This window comes from Nigerium massiliense (assembly GCF_000826085.1).
GTDB lineage: Bacteria > Actinomycetota > Actinomycetes > Propionibacteriales > Propionibacteriaceae > Propioniciclava > Propioniciclava massiliense.
On record NZ_CCYM01000002.1, the window covers coordinates 1,059,859 to 1,074,947 of the forward strand.

General features: G+C 68.7%; 16 protein-coding genes and 1 pseudogene. 7 read left to right on the forward strand and 10 right to left on the reverse strand.

Annotated features, from left to right (window positions below; translation table 11 throughout):
• Nucleotides 1–11: 11 nt before the first annotated feature.
• Both BN1187_RS06360 and BN1187_RS06365 read right to left on the reverse strand, forming a co-directional pair.
• A complete protein-coding gene (locus BN1187_RS06360) occupies nt 12–350 on the reverse strand; it encodes a carboxymuconolactone decarboxylase family protein (protein ID WP_040159596.1) in 339 nt (112 codons plus the stop codon).
• Between the two features lie 146 nt (nt 351–496).
• Nucleotides 497–1,081: an MmyB family transcriptional regulator gene (locus BN1187_RS06365; protein WP_147675084.1), complete on the reverse strand. Its 585-nt coding sequence runs from the start codon at nt 1,079–1,081 to the stop codon at nt 497–499.
• A 135-nt stretch (nt 1,082–1,216) separates the two neighbouring features.
• Here BN1187_RS06365 and BN1187_RS06370 point away from each other — a divergent pair, with 135 nt between their 5' ends.
• From BN1187_RS06370 to BN1187_RS06400, 7 genes are all read left to right on the forward strand, one after another.
• On the forward strand, nt 1,217–1,771 hold the full coding sequence (locus tag BN1187_RS06370) for a (R)-mandelonitrile lyase (RefSeq protein ID WP_072041976.1): 555 nt from the start codon (nt 1,217–1,219) through the stop codon (nt 1,769–1,771).
• Between the two features lie 17 nt (nt 1,772–1,788).
• Entirely contained in the window at nt 1,789–2,583 is a 795-nt protein-coding gene (locus BN1187_RS06375) for a carboxymuconolactone decarboxylase family protein (protein WP_040159598.1), read from the forward strand.
• Between the two features lie 61 nt (nt 2,584–2,644).
• Entirely contained in the window at nt 2,645–3,313 is a 669-nt protein-coding gene (locus tag BN1187_RS06380) for an NAD(P)H-binding protein (RefSeq protein ID WP_040159600.1), read from the forward strand.
• A 15-nt stretch (nt 3,314–3,328) separates the two neighbouring features.
• Nucleotides 3,329–4,318, forward strand: a complete 990-nt coding sequence (locus tag BN1187_RS06385; RefSeq protein WP_040159602.1) for a quinone oxidoreductase family protein — start codon at nt 3,329–3,331, stop codon at nt 4,316–4,318.
• 124 nt (nt 4,319–4,442) lie between these two features.
• On the forward strand, nt 4,443–5,426 hold the full coding sequence (locus tag BN1187_RS06390) for an aldo/keto reductase (RefSeq protein ID WP_040159604.1): 984 nt from the start codon (nt 4,443–4,445) through the stop codon (nt 5,424–5,426).
• 44 nt (nt 5,427–5,470) lie between these two features.
• The gene (locus BN1187_RS06395) at nt 5,471–5,902 is read left to right on the forward strand and encodes a cupin domain-containing protein (protein WP_040159606.1); all 432 of its coding nucleotides are present in this window, start codon (nt 5,471–5,473) and stop codon (nt 5,900–5,902) included.
• Nucleotides 5,903–5,907: 5 nt separating this feature from the next.
• Entirely contained in the window at nt 5,908–6,834 is a 927-nt protein-coding gene (locus BN1187_RS06400; RefSeq protein WP_082034572.1) for an aldo/keto reductase, read from the forward strand.
• A 34-nt stretch (nt 6,835–6,868) separates the two neighbouring features.
• Here the strand turns inward: BN1187_RS06400 and BN1187_RS06405 are convergent, their stop codons facing one another.
• From BN1187_RS06405 to BN1187_RS06440, 8 genes and pseudogenes are all read right to left on the reverse strand, one after another.
• Nucleotides 6,869–9,205 carry a copper-transporting P-type ATPase gene (locus tag BN1187_RS06405; RefSeq protein WP_052462379.1) on the reverse strand — a complete coding sequence of 779 codons (2,337 nt, stop codon included), beginning with the start codon at nt 9,203–9,205 and terminating at the stop codon, nt 6,869–6,871.
• Nucleotides 9,206–9,273: 68 nt separating this feature from the next.
• Nucleotides 9,274–9,579: a hypothetical protein gene (locus BN1187_RS06410; protein WP_040159608.1), complete on the reverse strand. Its 306-nt coding sequence runs from the start codon at nt 9,577–9,579 to the stop codon at nt 9,274–9,276.
• 175 nt (nt 9,580–9,754) lie between these two features.
• A complete protein-coding gene (locus BN1187_RS06415; protein ID WP_028703847.1) occupies nt 9,755–11,233 on the reverse strand; it encodes a multicopper oxidase family protein in 1,479 nt (492 codons plus the stop codon).
• Between the two features lie 35 nt (nt 11,234–11,268).
• A complete protein-coding gene (locus tag BN1187_RS06420) occupies nt 11,269–12,324 on the reverse strand; it encodes a HAMP domain-containing sensor histidine kinase (RefSeq protein ID WP_040160231.1) in 1,056 nt (351 codons plus the stop codon).
• 83 nt (nt 12,325–12,407) lie between these two features.
• Entirely contained in the window at nt 12,408–13,103 is a 696-nt protein-coding gene (locus tag BN1187_RS06425; protein ID WP_040159612.1) for a response regulator transcription factor, read from the reverse strand.
• A gap of 31 nt (nt 13,104–13,134) precedes the next feature.
• Nucleotides 13,135–13,875: a DUF6803 family protein gene (locus tag BN1187_RS06430; protein WP_235750603.1), complete on the reverse strand. Its 741-nt coding sequence runs from the start codon at nt 13,873–13,875 to the stop codon at nt 13,135–13,137.
• A 199-nt stretch (nt 13,876–14,074) separates the two neighbouring features.
• Nucleotides 14,075–14,884: an IS21-like element helper ATPase IstB gene (istB, locus tag BN1187_RS06435; RefSeq protein WP_040159616.1), complete on the reverse strand. Its 810-nt coding sequence runs from the start codon at nt 14,882–14,884 to the stop codon at nt 14,075–14,077.
• Nucleotides 14,881–15,089, reverse strand: a pseudogene (locus tag BN1187_RS06440) (IS21 family transposase); the annotation flags it as partial. The gene istB and the pseudogene BN1187_RS06440, both read right to left, overlap by 4 nt.

Genomic DNA, 15,089 nt, shown 5'->3' on the forward strand with positions numbered 1-15,089 from the left:
GTGTCTTGTGGTCAGTCGTCGTTCTCGACGATGTTCTTCAGCACGGTGGTCGCGCCCATGCCGTTGGGCCAGCCGGAGTAGAACGCCAGCTGGAGCAGGGCTTCCTTGAGCTCGTCGTCGGTGACGCCGTTCTGCCGGGCGTAGGCGAGGTGGAACTGCAGTTGGTCCATCTTCCCCAGCGCCGTCAGCGCGGAGATCGTCACCAGGCTGCGGTCGCGCTTGGACAGGCCCTCGCGTTCCCAGACCTCGTCGAAGAGGACCTTGTCGGTGTAGTGGACCATCCCGGGTGCGAAGTCCCCGAAGGCGTTCTTCCCGCCGGTCCAGCCGGTGCTCTGCTGCTCGTCGCTCATGATCGCTCCATCTCTCGTGGTCGGTTCTTCTTCGTCTTCCATGCAACCCCTGGCGTGACGCGGGTGCCAGGCCCGGTGGTGAGGGGGTACTGGCAGGGGCAGGCACGCCCCCGCAGGCTCCGGTGATCGGGCCGTGGTGTGCTCGTTCAGCCTCGGTCGGGGGCTTCCAGCGCCCAGCTGGCAAGGATTCCCAGCCGCTCGGCCGAGGCCGTGCCCGGCTCGGCCGTGGCGATCCGCAGCGTCAGCTCCCGGTCCGTCGCAGGGGCGAGGTCCTCGCGGGTCAGGTCCAGTCGTCCGACGACCGGGTGGTCGATGACCACCCGGGGCGGGCGGGTGCCGCAGAGCCTCTTGGCCGACCAGCGGGAGCGGAACGGGCCGCTGAGGGTGGAGAGCTGCCCGATGAGCCGGTGCAGCGCCCGATCATGCGAGTCGCGTGCTGCCGCGCTCCGCAGTCGGTGCACGTGCTCGTCGGCGACCTGGTCCCAGTCCGGGTAGAACGCCGTCGAGGCGTCCTCGTCCAGGAACAGGAATCGGGCCAGGTTCGGCCGGTCCTCGGCCAGCACAGGTGTCAGGAGGGCGCGGCCGAGCCCGTTGGCCGCGACGACGTCCAGCCGGTCGGTCAGGATGGCCGCGGGCGCGTCGGTAACCGCGTCGAGGGCAGCCCGGAGCCCGGAGCGCAGCCTCACGGGCCGCGCCCGGTCGGCGCATCTGCTGGTCCGCTGGGTAGTCATGATCTCGAGTCAAGGCGGAAGCTGGGCCGTGTGCCAGTCCCTGCCAGTACCCCTACACAGCAGGGTCTGCCACCAGTGCCGGGCCTCTGGTGATCTGGATGGGCCACTGCATCCGACCCCCGATTGGGAGCCATCATGACGACGACCATCCGCAGGACCGTCCCTGGCCTGGCCGCCGCGACCCTGGCAGGCGCGCTGCTGCTCACCGGCTGCTCGGCCGAGGACGAGCCCGCCGCCGCGCCGGAAACGACCGAGACCACCGCCTCGCCCGCGCCCGGCGAGGCGGGCATTGACGTGTCTTCCGCCGACGAGCGCGAGGCCACCGCCGGCGACCCGGAGACCTTCACCGGGGACGTGGCGATCCAGCCCCTGTACGACCCGAACGACGCATCCACCGGCGGTGCCGGCCAGGTGACGTTCCAGCCCGGCGCGCGCACCGCCTGGCACTCTCACCCCGCCGGCCAGCGGCTGATCGTCACCGACGGCACCGGCTGGGTCCAAGAGGAGGGCGAGGACCGGATCACCGTCTCCGCCGGCGACGTCGTGTGGTTCGCGCCCGGCGTCAAGCACTGGCACGGGGCCACCGACGGCGAGGCGATGACCCACATCGCCGTCCAGGACACCATCGACGGCTCCAACGCCGAATGGATGGAGCACGTGAGCGACGAGCAGTACCTCGACCAGGCATGACCAGGAGGAGACCGACGATGACACACCGACACCCCCGCCGCCTCGCGCTCTCGGCCGCCGCGCTGACCGCCGGTGCCGCCTTGCTGGCCGGATGCACCGGCGGACAGGCAACCAAGGACGCCGACCCGACCGCCCGCACCGGCAACGTCGGGTCCGTCGCTCCGGCACTGGAGCAGTACGACGCCGAGCAGGTGCAGGCTCTGTGGGACGACGAGAGCCTCTCGGCCCGCGACCGCGGACTGGTCACCATCGCCGTGCACGTGGCCAGCGGGAGCACCGACGACCTCGGCTTCTACGTCGACAAGGCCCTCGACGACGGCGCGAGGCCTGCCGAGGTGTCTGAGACCATCACCCACCTCGGCTTCTACGCCGGCTGGCCCAATGCCGTGGCCGCGGTCGACCCGGTCGCAGCCGTGTACGAGGAGCGCGGCATCGATGCCTCCGAGCTGCCCGAGACCGACCCAGAGCTGCTCGACCAGGACGCCGACGCCGAGTCCGCCCGGGAGACCGATGTGCAGGACCAGCACGGCGACACCTCGCAGCGCCTGGTCGACGCCACCGATCAGACCGTCTTCGACGACCTGTGGCTGCGACCCGGCCTCGAGCCGCGCGACCGCAGCCTCGTCACCGTCGTCGCCCTGGTGACGACCGGCCAGGCCGACCAGATCCCGTACCACCTGGGCCGGGCCATGGACAGCGGCCTGACCGCCGAGGAGGTCGACCCGCTCATGGAGCACCTCGCCTACTTCACCGGCTGGCCCAAGGTGTTCACCGCCATGCCCGTCGTCACCGAGACCCTCGAGTCGCGATGACCCACTCAGCATCCGCAACACCAGCACCCGCAAGACCAGCACGCGAACGAGAAGAAGCATCATGTCGCGGATCGTCGTGATCGGAGCCGCCGGCGGGCTCGGTTCCCTGCTCGTCGGCGAGCTGATCACCCGCGGCGACGACGTCGCCGCGGTCCACCGCCGCCCCGAGCAGGCCGAGCAACTTCGCACCCTCGGCGCGGAGCCCCTGCTGCTCGACATCGCCGACGAGGTCCGCTCCGGGGCACCGGACCGGCTGGGCCAGGCGCTGCGGGGCGCGGACGCGCTCGTGTACGCGGCCGGGGCCAGCAATGCGCCCATCGACGTCGCCCGGGTCGTCGACGGCGACGGGGTCGCCTTCGCGGCCCGGGCGGCCGAGATCGCCGGCCCCGACCGGTTCCTGCTCGTCTCGGCGTTCCCCGACGCGTGGCGCGGTCAGGGCATGCCGGCCGCGTTCGAGGAGTACATGCGCATCAAGAAGGCCGCCGACGTCGCCCTCGCAGCCACCGGCCTCGACTGGGTCATCGTCCGCCCCGGCACCCTCACGACCGGGCCCCGCACCGGGCGCGTCGCGCTGGGCCCGGCCATCGCCTACGGCGACGTGTCCCGGGCCGACGTCGCCGCCGTCCTGGCCGAACTCGTCCACAGTCCCGAAGTGTCCCGGCAGGTCCTGGAACTGACCGAGGGCACTGCCCCGATCACCGACGCGGTCGACGCCGTCGCCCGCCTGTAGGAAGGAATGACTCCGATGACCGACACGATGCGCGCACTGATCGCCGGACGGGGACCCGACTGGGTCCTCGCCCAGGTTCCGATCCCCGAGCCGGGCCCCGGGCAGGTCCTCATCCGCAACCGGGCTGCCGCGGTGAACAACGCCGACCTTCCTATGCTCGACGAGGCCGACCCCACCGCGGGCGGGCACGGCGAGGAGTCCGTCACCGGGTTCGAGTACGCCGGCGAGATCGCCGCCGTCGGCGACGACACCGGTCACTGGAGGGTCGGAGACCCGGTGATGGGGTCGATCCCGGCCTCCTTCGCCGAGTACGTCGTCGCCGACCACCGGTTCGTCATGCCCCGACCCGCTTCCCTCGCGCCCGAGATCGCAGCGGCCCTGCCGACGGGACTGCTGACCGAGCACGGTGCGCTCACGGTCGCCGGGTTCGAGGCCGGCCAGAGCGTGCTGATCACCGGGGCCTCGACCGGAATCGGCCTCATCGGCGTCCAGATCGCCAAGACCCTCGGCGCTTCGCGGGTGATCGGAACGACCCGCAGCCCGGGCAAGCGGGAGCTGCTGGCCTCGGCCGGCGCGGACGAGGTCATCGTGACGAGCGAGCAGGACCTGGCCGGGGCGGTCCTGGCCGCCACCGGCGGCGAGGGCGTCGACGTCGTCCTCGACCACGTCGCCGGGCAGGTCTTCGCCGAGACCCTGCCCGCCACCGCCCACGACGGTCACGTCGTCAACATCGGCCGGCTCGCCGGCCCGGCGTCCACCATCGACATCGACGCCCTGTCCTACCGGCACCTGAGCATCCACGGCGTCTCCTTCGGCTTCACCCGCGACTGGGAGACCGCAGGCATCATCGCCGGCCTCCTGCCCGAGGTGATCCCCGCCGTCGAGCGGGGGCAGATCCGTCCGGTCATCGACAGCACCCTGCCGCTGAGCCGCCCCGACGAGATCGCGGCTCGCCTGCGCTCGGGCCAGGCGGCCGGGAAGGTCGTCGTCGCCATCGACGACTGATCCCGGCCGTCGCCGGGGAGCCTGAGCCAGGGGTGGTACCAGCAGGGTCTGCCACCGGCGCGGGCACCGGCCTAGCGTGGAATCACAAGCGATGAACAGGCACGAGGAGGGAACGAGAAGAGCCATGGAATACGCGCATCTGGGCCGGTCCGGCCTGCAGGTCTCGAGGATCGCGCTGGGCGCGATGAACTTCGGAGACGCCACCGGCAAGGACGAGGCCTTCGAGGTCCTGGACAGGGCGGTGGAACTCGGCGTCAACCACGTCGACACCGCCGACGTCTACGGCGGTCCGCAGACACCGGACATGAACCAGGGCTTCGGCACCTCCGAGGAGATCATCGGGGATTGGCTCCAGGCCTCGGGCCGACGCGACGAGATCGTGCTGGCCACCAAGGCCTACCAGCCCATGGGGCTGGGCCCAAACGATCGCCGCCTGTCGGCGTACCACCTCAAGCGGGCCTGCGAGGCGAGCCTGCGCCGGCTGAAGACTGACCACATCGACCTCTACCAGATGCACCACGTCGACCGGGCCACCCCGTTCGAGGAGATCTGGCAGGCCATGGAGCAGCTCGTGGCCGAGGGCAAGATCACCTACGTCGGCTCCTCGAACTTCGCCGGCTGGGACGTCGCCACCGCCCAGCTGACCGCCCAGCAGCGCGGCTTCCTCGGCCTGGTGTCGGAGCAGAGCCTCTACAACCTCGCCAGCAGAGCGATCGAGCAGGAGATGATCCCCGCGCTGGAGCACTTCGGCGTCGGCCTCCTGCCCTGGAGCCCGCTGGCCCGCGGCGTGCTCGCCGGGCGTCACCCCGGCCCCGACGCCGTGCGCCGCGCCAGCGACGGCGCGCAGCAGCAGCGCCAGCAGCTCGCCAGCCAGCTCACCGAGTACGAAGCCCTGTGCGACCGGATCGGGCACGCCCCGGCCGAGGTCGCGCAGGCCTGGCTGCTGCACCAGCCCGCCGTCACGGCCGTCATCGCCGGCCCCCGGACGACGGCGCAGCTGGAGGCCACGGTCTCCGCCTCGGAGATCGTGCTGGACGCCGAGACGCTGGCGGAGCTGGACCGCATCTGGCCCGGACCCGGGACCGCCCCGCAGTCCTACGCCTGGTGACCCCAACAACCACAATCCAATTCAACGCAACCAAGGAGAGACACGTGAGTGACAACGGATTCGACCAGGACTTCCCGACCGGGGAGCCCAACGACGCCTTCGCCCAGTACTTCATCGGCCAGAGCTACAACGCCCCGGTCGTCGACGGCAGCGTCCCCGTCAACAACATCACCTTCGAGCCCGCGTGCCGCAACAACTGGCACATCCACCACGGCGAGAACGGCGGCGGCGACCAGGTCCTGATCTGCACCGCCGGGTCCGGCTGGTACCAGGCCGAGGGCGAAGAACCGGTCAGCATGGTCCCGGGCACCGCGATCCGCGTCCCGGCCGGCACCAAGCACTGGCACGGCGCGAAAGCCGACTCCTGGTTCTCCCACCTGGCCTTCATCACCCCCGGCGAGGGTGTCAGCAACGAATGGCTCGAGCCGGTCACCGACGAGGTGTACGGCCAGCTGCCCACCCACGACGGAAAGTGACCATCATGAGCATCCTGAACGAGACCTACACGCTGACCGGCGGTACCGAGATCCCCAAGCTGGGACTGGGCACCTGGTTCATCGACGACGACAAGGCCGCCGAGGCGGTGCGGTCGGCGGTCGAGATCGGCTACCGCAACATCGACACCGCCCAGGCCTACGGCAATGAGCGCGGCGTCGGCGAAGGCGTCCGCACCTCCAGCGTCGCCCGCGAGGACCTGTTCGTGTCGACGAAGCTGGCCGCCGAGATCAAGGACTACGACGGCGCGGTCGCCGCCATCGACGGCTCGCTTTCCACCATGGGACTGGACTACATCGACCTGATGCTCATCCACGCCCCGCAGCCGTGGGAGGACTTCCGCGGCGGCGACTACGCCGACGGCAACCGGCAGGCCTGGAAGGCGCTCGAAGAGGCGCACCAGGCGGGCAAGCTCCGCGCCATCGGAGTGTCGAACTTCCTGCAATCCGACCTCGACAGCCTCCTGGAGACCGCGACCGTGACACCGCACGTGAACCAGCTGCTCGTGCACGCCGGCAACACGCCGACCGAGCTGCTGGACTACTGCGAGTCCAAGGGCATCCTCGTCGAGGCGTACTCGCCCATCGCGCACGGGGAGATCCTCGACAACGCCGACGTGCAGGCGATGGCCGCCAAGTACGGAGTGAGCGTTCCGCAGCTGTGCATCCGCTACACGATCCAGCTCGGCACGGTGTCGCTGCCGAAGACGGCGAACCCCGACCACATGCGCTCCAACGCGCAGGTCGACTTCGAGATCAACGACGAGGACATGGCGACGCTGAAGGACCTGCACGCCCAGGACTACGGCGAATCCAGCGCCTTCCCGGTCTACAGCGTGGCTATGTCAACTTCATTTGGCCCCGGGTTGTCGGTCTGGCTGGGCCCCGGTTGGGTGCGAGAAGCCAACCCATAGTGAACTCCGGGCAGCTTATGGGGGGCGGTTCATGTCAGTGGTGTCGGCGCAGGCGCAGGGAGTTGGTGATGACGCTCACCGAACTGAGGGCCATGGCGGCTGCGGCGATCATCGGGGACAACAGCCAGCCGAAGGCGGGGTAGAGCACTCCCGCGGCGATCGGAATGCCGATGACGTTGTAGATGAATGCGAACAGCAGGTTCTGCTTGATGTTGCGCATAGTGTCGACGGACAGGTCGCGCGCCTTGACCAGGGCTGCGAGGTCGCCGCCGAGGAGGGTCACGTCTGCGCTCTCGATGGCGACGTCGGTCCCGGTGCCCATGGCGACGCCAACGTCCGCCCCGGCCAGGGCAGGGGCGTCGTTGACGCCGTCACCGGCCATCGCGACCGTGTGACCTTGCTCCTGGAACCGCTGGACGTGCCCATGCTTCTGATCCGGAAGCACGTCCGCGATCACCTCGTCGATGTGGAGTTCGTCGGCGATGGCGTGGGCGGTGGTGGCGTTGTCCCCGGTCAGCATCACGATCCGCATGCCACGGTGACGTAGGTCGTCGATGGCCTGGGCGGTGGTGGGCTTGAGTGGGTCGGCGATGGCCAGGATGCTTGCAGGCTGACCATCGACAGTCACGATGACGGCAGTGGCTCCTTGGCGACGGAAGGCGTCGATGTCGTCGGTCAGGGGGGTCGTGTCGGCATGCTGGGTCGTGAGGAAGGCAGGGCTGCCGACCATGACCTGGTGACCGTCGACCAATGCTTCGACGCCGCCACCCGGGTGGGCGGTGAATGCAGTGGCGGTCGGTACGGTGACGTCGCGTTCTCGCGCCGCGTCAACGATCGCGCGGGCCAAGGGATGTTCGGACCCGGACTCGACAGCGGCCGCCATGGCCAGCACGATCTCGGCGTGGTGGCCGGCGACGACCTTCTGGTCGACGAGGCTGGGATGGCCCTGGGTCAGGGTCCCGGTCTTGTCGACCACCAGGGTGTCGATCTTCTGCAGTCGTTCGAGTGCTTCGGCGTTCTTGACCAGGACGCCATCGCGGGCTCCGCGACCAACCCCGACCATGATGGACATGGGTGTGGCAAGGCCAAGCGCGCAAGGGCAGGCGATGATGAGCACGGACACTGCAGCAACGATCGCGAACGGTAGCCGGGGCTGTGGCCCGACCGTGGCCCAGACGGCGAAGGTGATCAGTGCGATGCCGATCACGACCGGCACGAACACAGCGGAGATCTTGTCGACGAGCCCTTGGATGGGGGCTTGGGAACGTTGCGCCTGGGACACGAGGTCGACGATGCGGGCCAGGGTCGAGTCGGCGCCCAGGCCGGTGGCCTCGATGACCAGGCTGCCGCCGCTGGTGATGGTGCCGCCGATCACACGGTCGCCGGGGTTCTTGTCAACAGGTACCGGCTCGCCGGTGATCATGGATTCGTCGACGTAGGCGTGGCCGTCGACCACGATGCCGTCTGCTGGGATCTTCTCACCGGGGCGGACCCGGCAATGGTCGCCGACCTGCAGGTCCGCGGATGGCACTTCCTCTTCTTCTCCGTCGGGGTTGATGCGGTGCGCGGTGGCTGGCGACAGGTCCAGCAGGGCGCGGATGGCACCCGAGGTCTGGTCGCGTGCCCGCAGTTCGAGTACCTGCCCCAGCAGCACCAGGGTGATGATCACGGCGGCGGCCTCGAAGTAGACGCCGACCCGGCCACCGTCATCACGCATGATGGCCGGGAAGATCCCCGGGGCCAGGACGGCGACCACACTGTAGAACCACGCGGCACCCACACCGAGGCTGACGAGGGTGAACATGTTGAGGTGCCGGCTGGCCACTGATCGGGCGCCACGTGCGAAGAATGGCCACCCGGCCCACCACACCACGGGGGTGGACAGCGCGAGTTCGACCCAGGGCACCCACGCCCCGACGGCCAGGGCCGGGACCATCGCCAGCACCACCAGGGGCAGGCTGAGCACGGCTGCCACGCGGAGACGGCGGCGCATGTCTGCCAGCTCTGGGTTGGGTCCGTCGTGGGCGCCCACCGAGACCGGTTCGAGCGCCATGCCACAGATCGGGCACTCGCCCGGCCCATCCTGCCGGATCTCGGGGTGCATGGGGCAGGTCCATTCGCCATCGCGTGGGCCGGTGTCGGCCTGTGGTGGCGGGGCGCTTTGCCCGCCGTGCTCTTGGTGGGCAGCAGTCTGCCCGGGGTGGGTGTGCTGGTGTGCTGCTGGCGCGGGGGGCTGTCCGTCCGGTTGGAGGAACATGCCGCACTTGGGGCAGCGGCCAGGGTGGTCACTGGTGACCTCGGGGTGCATGGGGCAGGTGAAGGAGTCCCCTCCAGCCGTGATGGGCTCGTCGGGTGGGGTAAGGCTGGTCATGGTCTTCCTCGTCCGTTGAGTGGTGGTGCTCTGTGGTGCTGGTGGGCGCGTGGTGCGAGGTTCTTGGCTCAGTGGTGATCGGCCCCGTGGTTCATCATCCGCATCATGAGCCACATCATCACTACGCAGCCGAGGGCGGGGATGACGGCGGCCATGACGCCGCCTGCGGCGAGGCTGGCACGACCTGTCCACAGGTATCCGGCCACGATGAGCAGCATCGGGGCACACATCAGCAGGTGCATCCAGTGGTGGCTCTTGCCGTGGCCTGTCATCTTCGGGTCGTGCCGGTGCTGCACGGGCTCGAGTACCGGGTCGGCGGCGGGGCGGGGAGCGTCGCTGTCACTGCGGTTGAGCTGGGTGGGGCTTGTGTACATGGTGGTCTCCTTCGTCGTGTGTGGCTGGCTGCCGTCACCATCCAGACTGTCGAGCGTCCATGAAGCTGGACCGGGGCAAATGATGAAGGTTTGACCAAGACGTCGGAGGCATGTGCGGGCATGCGGCGGTGCGGTTCCCGGGGTGACCCGGGAACCGCATCGGCGTGGGCTGGGGTCAGTAGCGCAGGCTGGTCATCATGCCGATCTCGGCGTGGTAGATGTTGTGGCAGTGCAGCATCCAGGCTCCGGGGTTGTCGGCCTGCAGGTCGGCCTCGATGGTCTGCATGGGCAGCAGCAGCACGGTGTCCTTGCGTAGTCCGTTGCTGCCCGGCAGGGACCAGGTGTGGCCGTGGATGTGCATCGGGTGGGCCATCATCGTCATGTTCGTCATCCGCATCCGGACCCGCTGTCCCGGGCTGATCGACAGGGGTGTGTCCTCACCGAACTTCTTGCCGTTGATGCCCCAGGCGTAGGGCTTCATCTGGCCGTTGAGCTGGACCTCGAGGGTCTGCTCCGGTTCCTTGTCGGGCAGCTTGGCTGCGTCGGCGGCGCGCAGGGCGGTGCCCAGGGCAGCCTTTCCTCCGAGTTCGGGGATTCGGGTGGTGGCCGGCGGAATGCTGCCGGCGCCGGTCTTGACGATGGCGCGGGCGGGAGTACCGGTCTTGCCCTCGGGGGCGGCCTGCAGCACGAAGACGCCGTCGCCGACGGTGACGGTGGCGTCGATCCTTTCTCCCATGGCGAGGTAGATGGCCGTCGCCTCGACCGGCTGCACGGCGAAACCGTCGGCGTGGGTGATGGTGAGTCGGTGCCCGGACAGGCCGACCTTGAAGATCGTGTCGGCTCCGGCATTGATGAGCCGTAGCCGGACCTTGTCCCCGGGGCGTGCCGTGAGGGTGCGCGGTGCGGCCGGGATCCGGCCGTTGACGACGTAGTGCGGGTAGCTCACGTCTCCGGCATCGCCCAAGGGGGAACTGCCGTGGTCCATGCCTCCCATGTCGTGGTTCATTCCTTGGGACAGGGGTCCGCTGTTGGCCTTGAAGTCGGCGAAGATCGCATCCGGTGACTTGCCAACCCCATCGGTCCAGTCATCCAGGACCAGGACCCATTCCGCGTCGTGGTCGCCCGGATCGCGTGGGTCGTCCAGCACGAGGGGAGCGTACAGCCCCCGGTCGATCTGGACTCCGCTGTGGGGATGGAAGAAGTAGGTTCCGGCATGGGGTGCGACGAACTCGTAGGTGAAGGCACTCTTGGCGGCGATGGGGTCCTGAGTGACACCAGGCACACCGTCGGAGGCGTTGCGCAGGGCAATGCCGTGCCAGTGCACCGAGGTGGCTGTGGGGAGCTGGTTGTCGACCGTGACCCGGAACAGGTCGCCCGCCTTGCCGCGCAGGACGTTCCCGTCGAGTTCGTCGGTGTAGGCCCAGGTCTTGGCCAGGACACCGCCCAGGTCCAAGGTGACAGGGCGCGGGGTCAGGGTGTGGGTGACGGTCGTCGCCCCGGCCGGGGTGGCGAGTGGTGTCTGGGTCGGGATGGCCCATGTGGCCGGGGTGGTGCTGGCCGGGGAGGGCTGCTTGGCGCCGCATGCAGCCAGGGCGCTGGTGGATGCCAGGCCGAGGCCGGCGAGCAAGGCCTGTCGGCGAGTGATCGTGTTCATGCCCACGACTCTTCCCGCCCCGCATTGTGACCGGGTCAGGGAAGTGCGGAGATTCGATCAAGACTTCGTGGCAGCACCAGGGTGAACGACGCACCGCAGCCCACCCCCGGACTGGCCGCCAGCACGTCGCCCCCATGTGCCCGGGCGACGGCTCTGGCGATGGTCAGGCCGACTCCGGTTCCGCCGTCGACGTCACGGACCCTGCGTGATCCTTGGTGGAAGAAGCGTTCGAAGACGTGGGGCACCTCACCGGCGGGTATGCCTGCGCCGGTGTCGCTGACCTGGATGGACACCGAGTCCGTGTCAGACCAGCTCGTCACACATACCTCACCCCCGCGTGGCGTGTGCTGGACGGCGTTGCGCAGCAGGTTGTCCAGGACCTGGCCGATGCGTGCAGGGTCGACATCCACCTCCACGGGGCAGTTGCCACGGGTCACCAGCTGGATACCTGCCTCGGCACAGGCTTTCGCACACGAGGTGACCGCCGATTCCACCAGGTCATCGATGCGGGTCAGCCGTAGTTCCAAGGGGATCCGCCCCTCCTCTGCCCTGGAGACCTCGGAGATGTCGGCCGCCAGCGCCGTGATGCGCTCGTTCTGGCGTTGGAGGACCTCAAGGACCTCCGGCCCATACACGGCGACTCCGTCCTCGAGGCTCTCGAGCGTCACCCGCGTCACGGACAGGGGCGTGCGCAGCTCATGGCCAAGATCGGTCAACATGCGTCGTCGGGTGGCCTCCGTGGCCGCGATCTGGGCCGCCATCCGGTTGAACTCATGGGCCACGGATTCGAGTTCGCGCCCCAGCGGCGGCATGCGCACGGGATCGTCGTAGTTGCCGTGCGCGACCCTCTCAGCCCCCTCGGCCAGGGCATCCAGCCCTCGGATGAGGCTGCGGTTCAGCACCCATGACGTCACCGCCGCGATCATCATCGCGGCGGCAAGTCCCAATCCCAGGGAGGCCGCACCGGCGTCATGGAAGGCACGCTCGGCATGGTCCAGCACCATGGGCTGGGTGTGCCCGGCCTCGGCCATGTGCTTCTTGAACAACGGCGGGCCCATCTCCAGGGCGGTCAGGACCAGCGTGACGCTCATGGTGACCAGGACGGCGAACTGGGTCCACACCAGCCGTCGTCCCCACGACAACCCGGGCCACAGCTCTGATGGCCGTCCTCCCATCAGCCTCGGCCCATCCGGTAGCCCACGCCCCGCACAGTCAGCACGTAGCGGGGATCGGCGGCCTCCTCACCCAGCTTCTTGCGAAGGTGTGCCACGTGGACATCGACCAGATGGTCGTCGCCGACCCAGTCCTCGCCCCAGACCATGTCCGTGAGCTGACGCCGACTCAACACACGTCCGGGATGCGCGGACAGGGCCTTCAGCAGGTCGAACTCGGTGCGTGTCAGGTCCACCGCCACACCATCCATGGAAGCCTCGCGCGAGTCGGGATGCACCACCAGTTCCCCGATCCTGCGGGCGACGGATGCCGAAGCCGTGGATCTCGGGCGACGCAGCATCACCTGGACACGTGCGACGAGTTCGCGCGGGCTGAAGGGCTTGGTGAGGTAGTCATCCGCGCCCACGGACAACCCGATGAGCATGTCCACCTCGTCAGCTCGCGCGGTCAGCATCAGGACGTAGCAGTCGCTGAAGGTGCGCACCTTGCGACAGACCTCCACTCCGTCGAGGCCCGGAAGGCCGAGGTCGAGGATGACGACATCTGGCTGCTCCTCCCGGATCCGCGACACCGCCCCGTTCCCGTCTGCACAGGTGTCTGCGGCCATGCCGACCCGTTCCAGGTAGTTCTTCACCGTGCCGGCCAGCACCGGTTCGTCGTCGACCACCAGCACCGAAGTGCGCGCCACATCGCTCATGGCTCCACCTCACCACGAGACCCAGCAGGCGTCACCTCGTCGGTTGCGAGGACGGGGACATGTTGTGGTTCATGCTGCCCATGTCGTGGTTCATGCCGGACATGCCACCCATGTCATGGGTCATGACGCTCGACGACGTGTCACCTCCCAGGACTGCCGGATCGACCATCCCGAAGATCATCGCCACGTGAGCCACCACGAGGAAGGCCGCCACCATCGCCACGTGCAACCGCAGACGGTTCTCACTACTGCGGCCCAGGACCCCCGCCTCGAGGAGACTGATCACGAGCATGGGCAGGCCACCGACCAGGTAGCTGAGGACCGCGATGACATCAGCCGGGCCGCGCCATCCCCCATTCATGGTCAAGGGCACCACCGCGTGGACCATCAGGTGCGTCCCGATGAAGACCCACACGGGACCGGCGAGCAGGCCAGCAGCCCGACTGAGCCTCGCCACCCACGGGGCTGCGGGCCGGTCATTGCGGCGCCCCAGCAGCATGACCAGTTCCGTGATCGCCAAGGTCTCGGCCAGGATGACCGGGAGGGCCATGAACAACAGCAGGTTCCACGGTTGCCGCACCGCGAGGAGTTCCATGTAGTGGGTCATCGCCATGCTAGCCATGCCCGAGCCAGCAGTCAGGTCGGGCACGGCCAGGGCCAGCCCGACCGCGGCCACGCTGGCAATTCCCAGGAATGCGAGGGACCCACGAGCCAGGGATGAGGATTCATTCGTCGTCATGCCGCCAAGCCTCCAGGCGGCATGTCGAGCCACGAGCGAGACAGTGTGAAGAAATGATCAAGATCCACCGCGAACACCGGCTGTCACCCACCTCCCCCGTCCGGACCATCGATGCCCCGGACCTGTGCAGTACCCGCTGTGGCACAGAAACCCACCAGAAGTCGACCGGCACTCGGTTCGGCCGCCTCTCTGCCGTGCACTGCTCTCGATGGCCACGCCATGACCCGTCGAGTCACAGAGTCTGGCGAGCTCGCGTGTGGGCGAGGCGATAGGAGTTGGTTCCGGTTTCGATGATGGTGGCGTTGTAGGTGAGGCGGTCGACGATCGCTGCACAGAGCCTGGGGTCAGTGAAGGTGTCGGTCCAGGCGGAGAAGGACTGGTTGGACGCGATCGCGATGGCGTTCTTCTCCTCCCGCTCTGTGAGGACTTGGAACAGCAGTTCGGCCCCGCGCCGGTCGAGCTCCATGTATCCAAGCTCGTCAATGACCAGGAGGTCGACGCGACCGTAGCGGTTGATGGTCTTGGTGAGTTGTTTCTCGTCGGCGGCTTCGACGAGCTCGTTCACGAGCCGGGTTGCGAGGGTGTAGCGGACGCGGTAGCCCTGTTCTGCGGCGGCGGTGCCGAGTGCGATGAGCAGGTGGGATTTGCCGGTGCCGGAGTCCCCGATGAGGCACAGGGGGTCGCCGCGGCGGAGCCAGTCGCCGGTGGCGAGCTCGTTGATGGTGGCGGGGTTGATGTTGGGGTTCGCGGTGAAGTCGAAGTCGGTGAGCCATTTCTCGCGGGGGAATCCGGCGCTCTTGATGCGGCGCAGGGTGGAGCGGCGGTCGCGGTCGTCGACCTCGGCGAGCAGGAGTTCGGCGAGGAAGCCTTGGTAGGTGAGTTGTTCCTTGGTGGCGGCCTCGACGGCGTCATCGACCACGGCGCGGATGGTTGGCAGCCGGAGCCGGCGGCAGGCCTGGTCGATCGCGGCCTGCGCGGCGTGCTCGGTGAGGCTGTGGCGGCGGCGAAGACTGCCCTGGCGGTTGCTGGTGTTCGTGGTCATGGGGTTCCTGTCTGGGTGTGGTGATGGGCCGGGGCAGGGTTGGGTTGGCGGCGGCGCAGGAGTTCGTCGTAGGCGGTGACGGTGGGCAGGGGGCGGGTGTCCTCGGGCAGGTGCGCGATGACCTGGTGTGGGTCGGTGGGGCGTCGTGGTGGCAGGTTCACGACCGTCCCCCGCCTGGTCGGGCTGGCTGGGGCGGGTGTGTGGC

What these genes read in the sequence shown, in the direction of transcription:
- BN1187_RS06410 (WP_040159608.1), bottom strand. Translation starts at nt 9,579, where the DNA reads ATGTACACAAGCCCCACCCAGCTCAACCGCAGTGACAGCGACGCTCCC.
- BN1187_RS06365 (WP_147675084.1), bottom strand. Translation starts at nt 1,081, where the DNA reads ATGACTACCCAGCGGACCAGCAGATGCGCCGACCGGGCGCGGCCCGTG.
- BN1187_RS06425 (WP_040159612.1), bottom strand. Translation starts at nt 13,103, where the DNA reads ATGAGCGATGTGGCGCGCACTTCGGTGCTGGTGGTCGACGACGAACCG.
- BN1187_RS06380 (WP_040159600.1), top strand. Translation starts at nt 2,645, where the DNA reads ATGTCGCGGATCGTCGTGATCGGAGCCGCCGGCGGGCTCGGTTCCCTG.
- BN1187_RS06405 (WP_052462379.1), bottom strand. Translation starts at nt 9,205, where the DNA reads ATGACCAGCCTTACCCCACCCGACGAGCCCATCACGGCTGGAGGGGAC.
- BN1187_RS06370 (WP_072041976.1), top strand. Translation starts at nt 1,217, where the DNA reads ATGACGACGACCATCCGCAGGACCGTCCCTGGCCTGGCCGCCGCGACC.
- BN1187_RS06415 (WP_028703847.1), bottom strand. Translation starts at nt 11,233, where the DNA reads ATGAACACGATCACTCGCCGACAGGCCTTGCTCGCCGGCCTCGGCCTG.
- BN1187_RS06420 (WP_040160231.1), bottom strand. Translation starts at nt 12,324, where the DNA reads ATGAGCGTCACGCTGGTCCTGACCGCCCTGGAGATGGGCCCGCCGTTG.
- BN1187_RS06385 (WP_040159602.1), top strand. Translation starts at nt 3,329, where the DNA reads ATGACCGACACGATGCGCGCACTGATCGCCGGACGGGGACCCGACTGG.
- BN1187_RS06360 (WP_040159596.1), bottom strand. Translation starts at nt 350, where the DNA reads ATGAGCGACGAGCAGCAGAGCACCGGCTGGACCGGCGGGAAGAACGCC.
- istB (WP_040159616.1), bottom strand. Translation starts at nt 14,884, where the DNA reads ATGACCACGAACACCAGCAACCGCCAGGGCAGTCTTCGCCGCCGCCAC.
- BN1187_RS06375 (WP_040159598.1), top strand. Translation starts at nt 1,789, where the DNA reads ATGACACACCGACACCCCCGCCGCCTCGCGCTCTCGGCCGCCGCGCTG.
- BN1187_RS06390 (WP_040159604.1), top strand. Translation starts at nt 4,443, where the DNA reads ATGGAATACGCGCATCTGGGCCGGTCCGGCCTGCAGGTCTCGAGGATC.
- BN1187_RS06400 (WP_082034572.1), top strand. Translation starts at nt 5,908, where the DNA reads ATGAGCATCCTGAACGAGACCTACACGCTGACCGGCGGTACCGAGATC.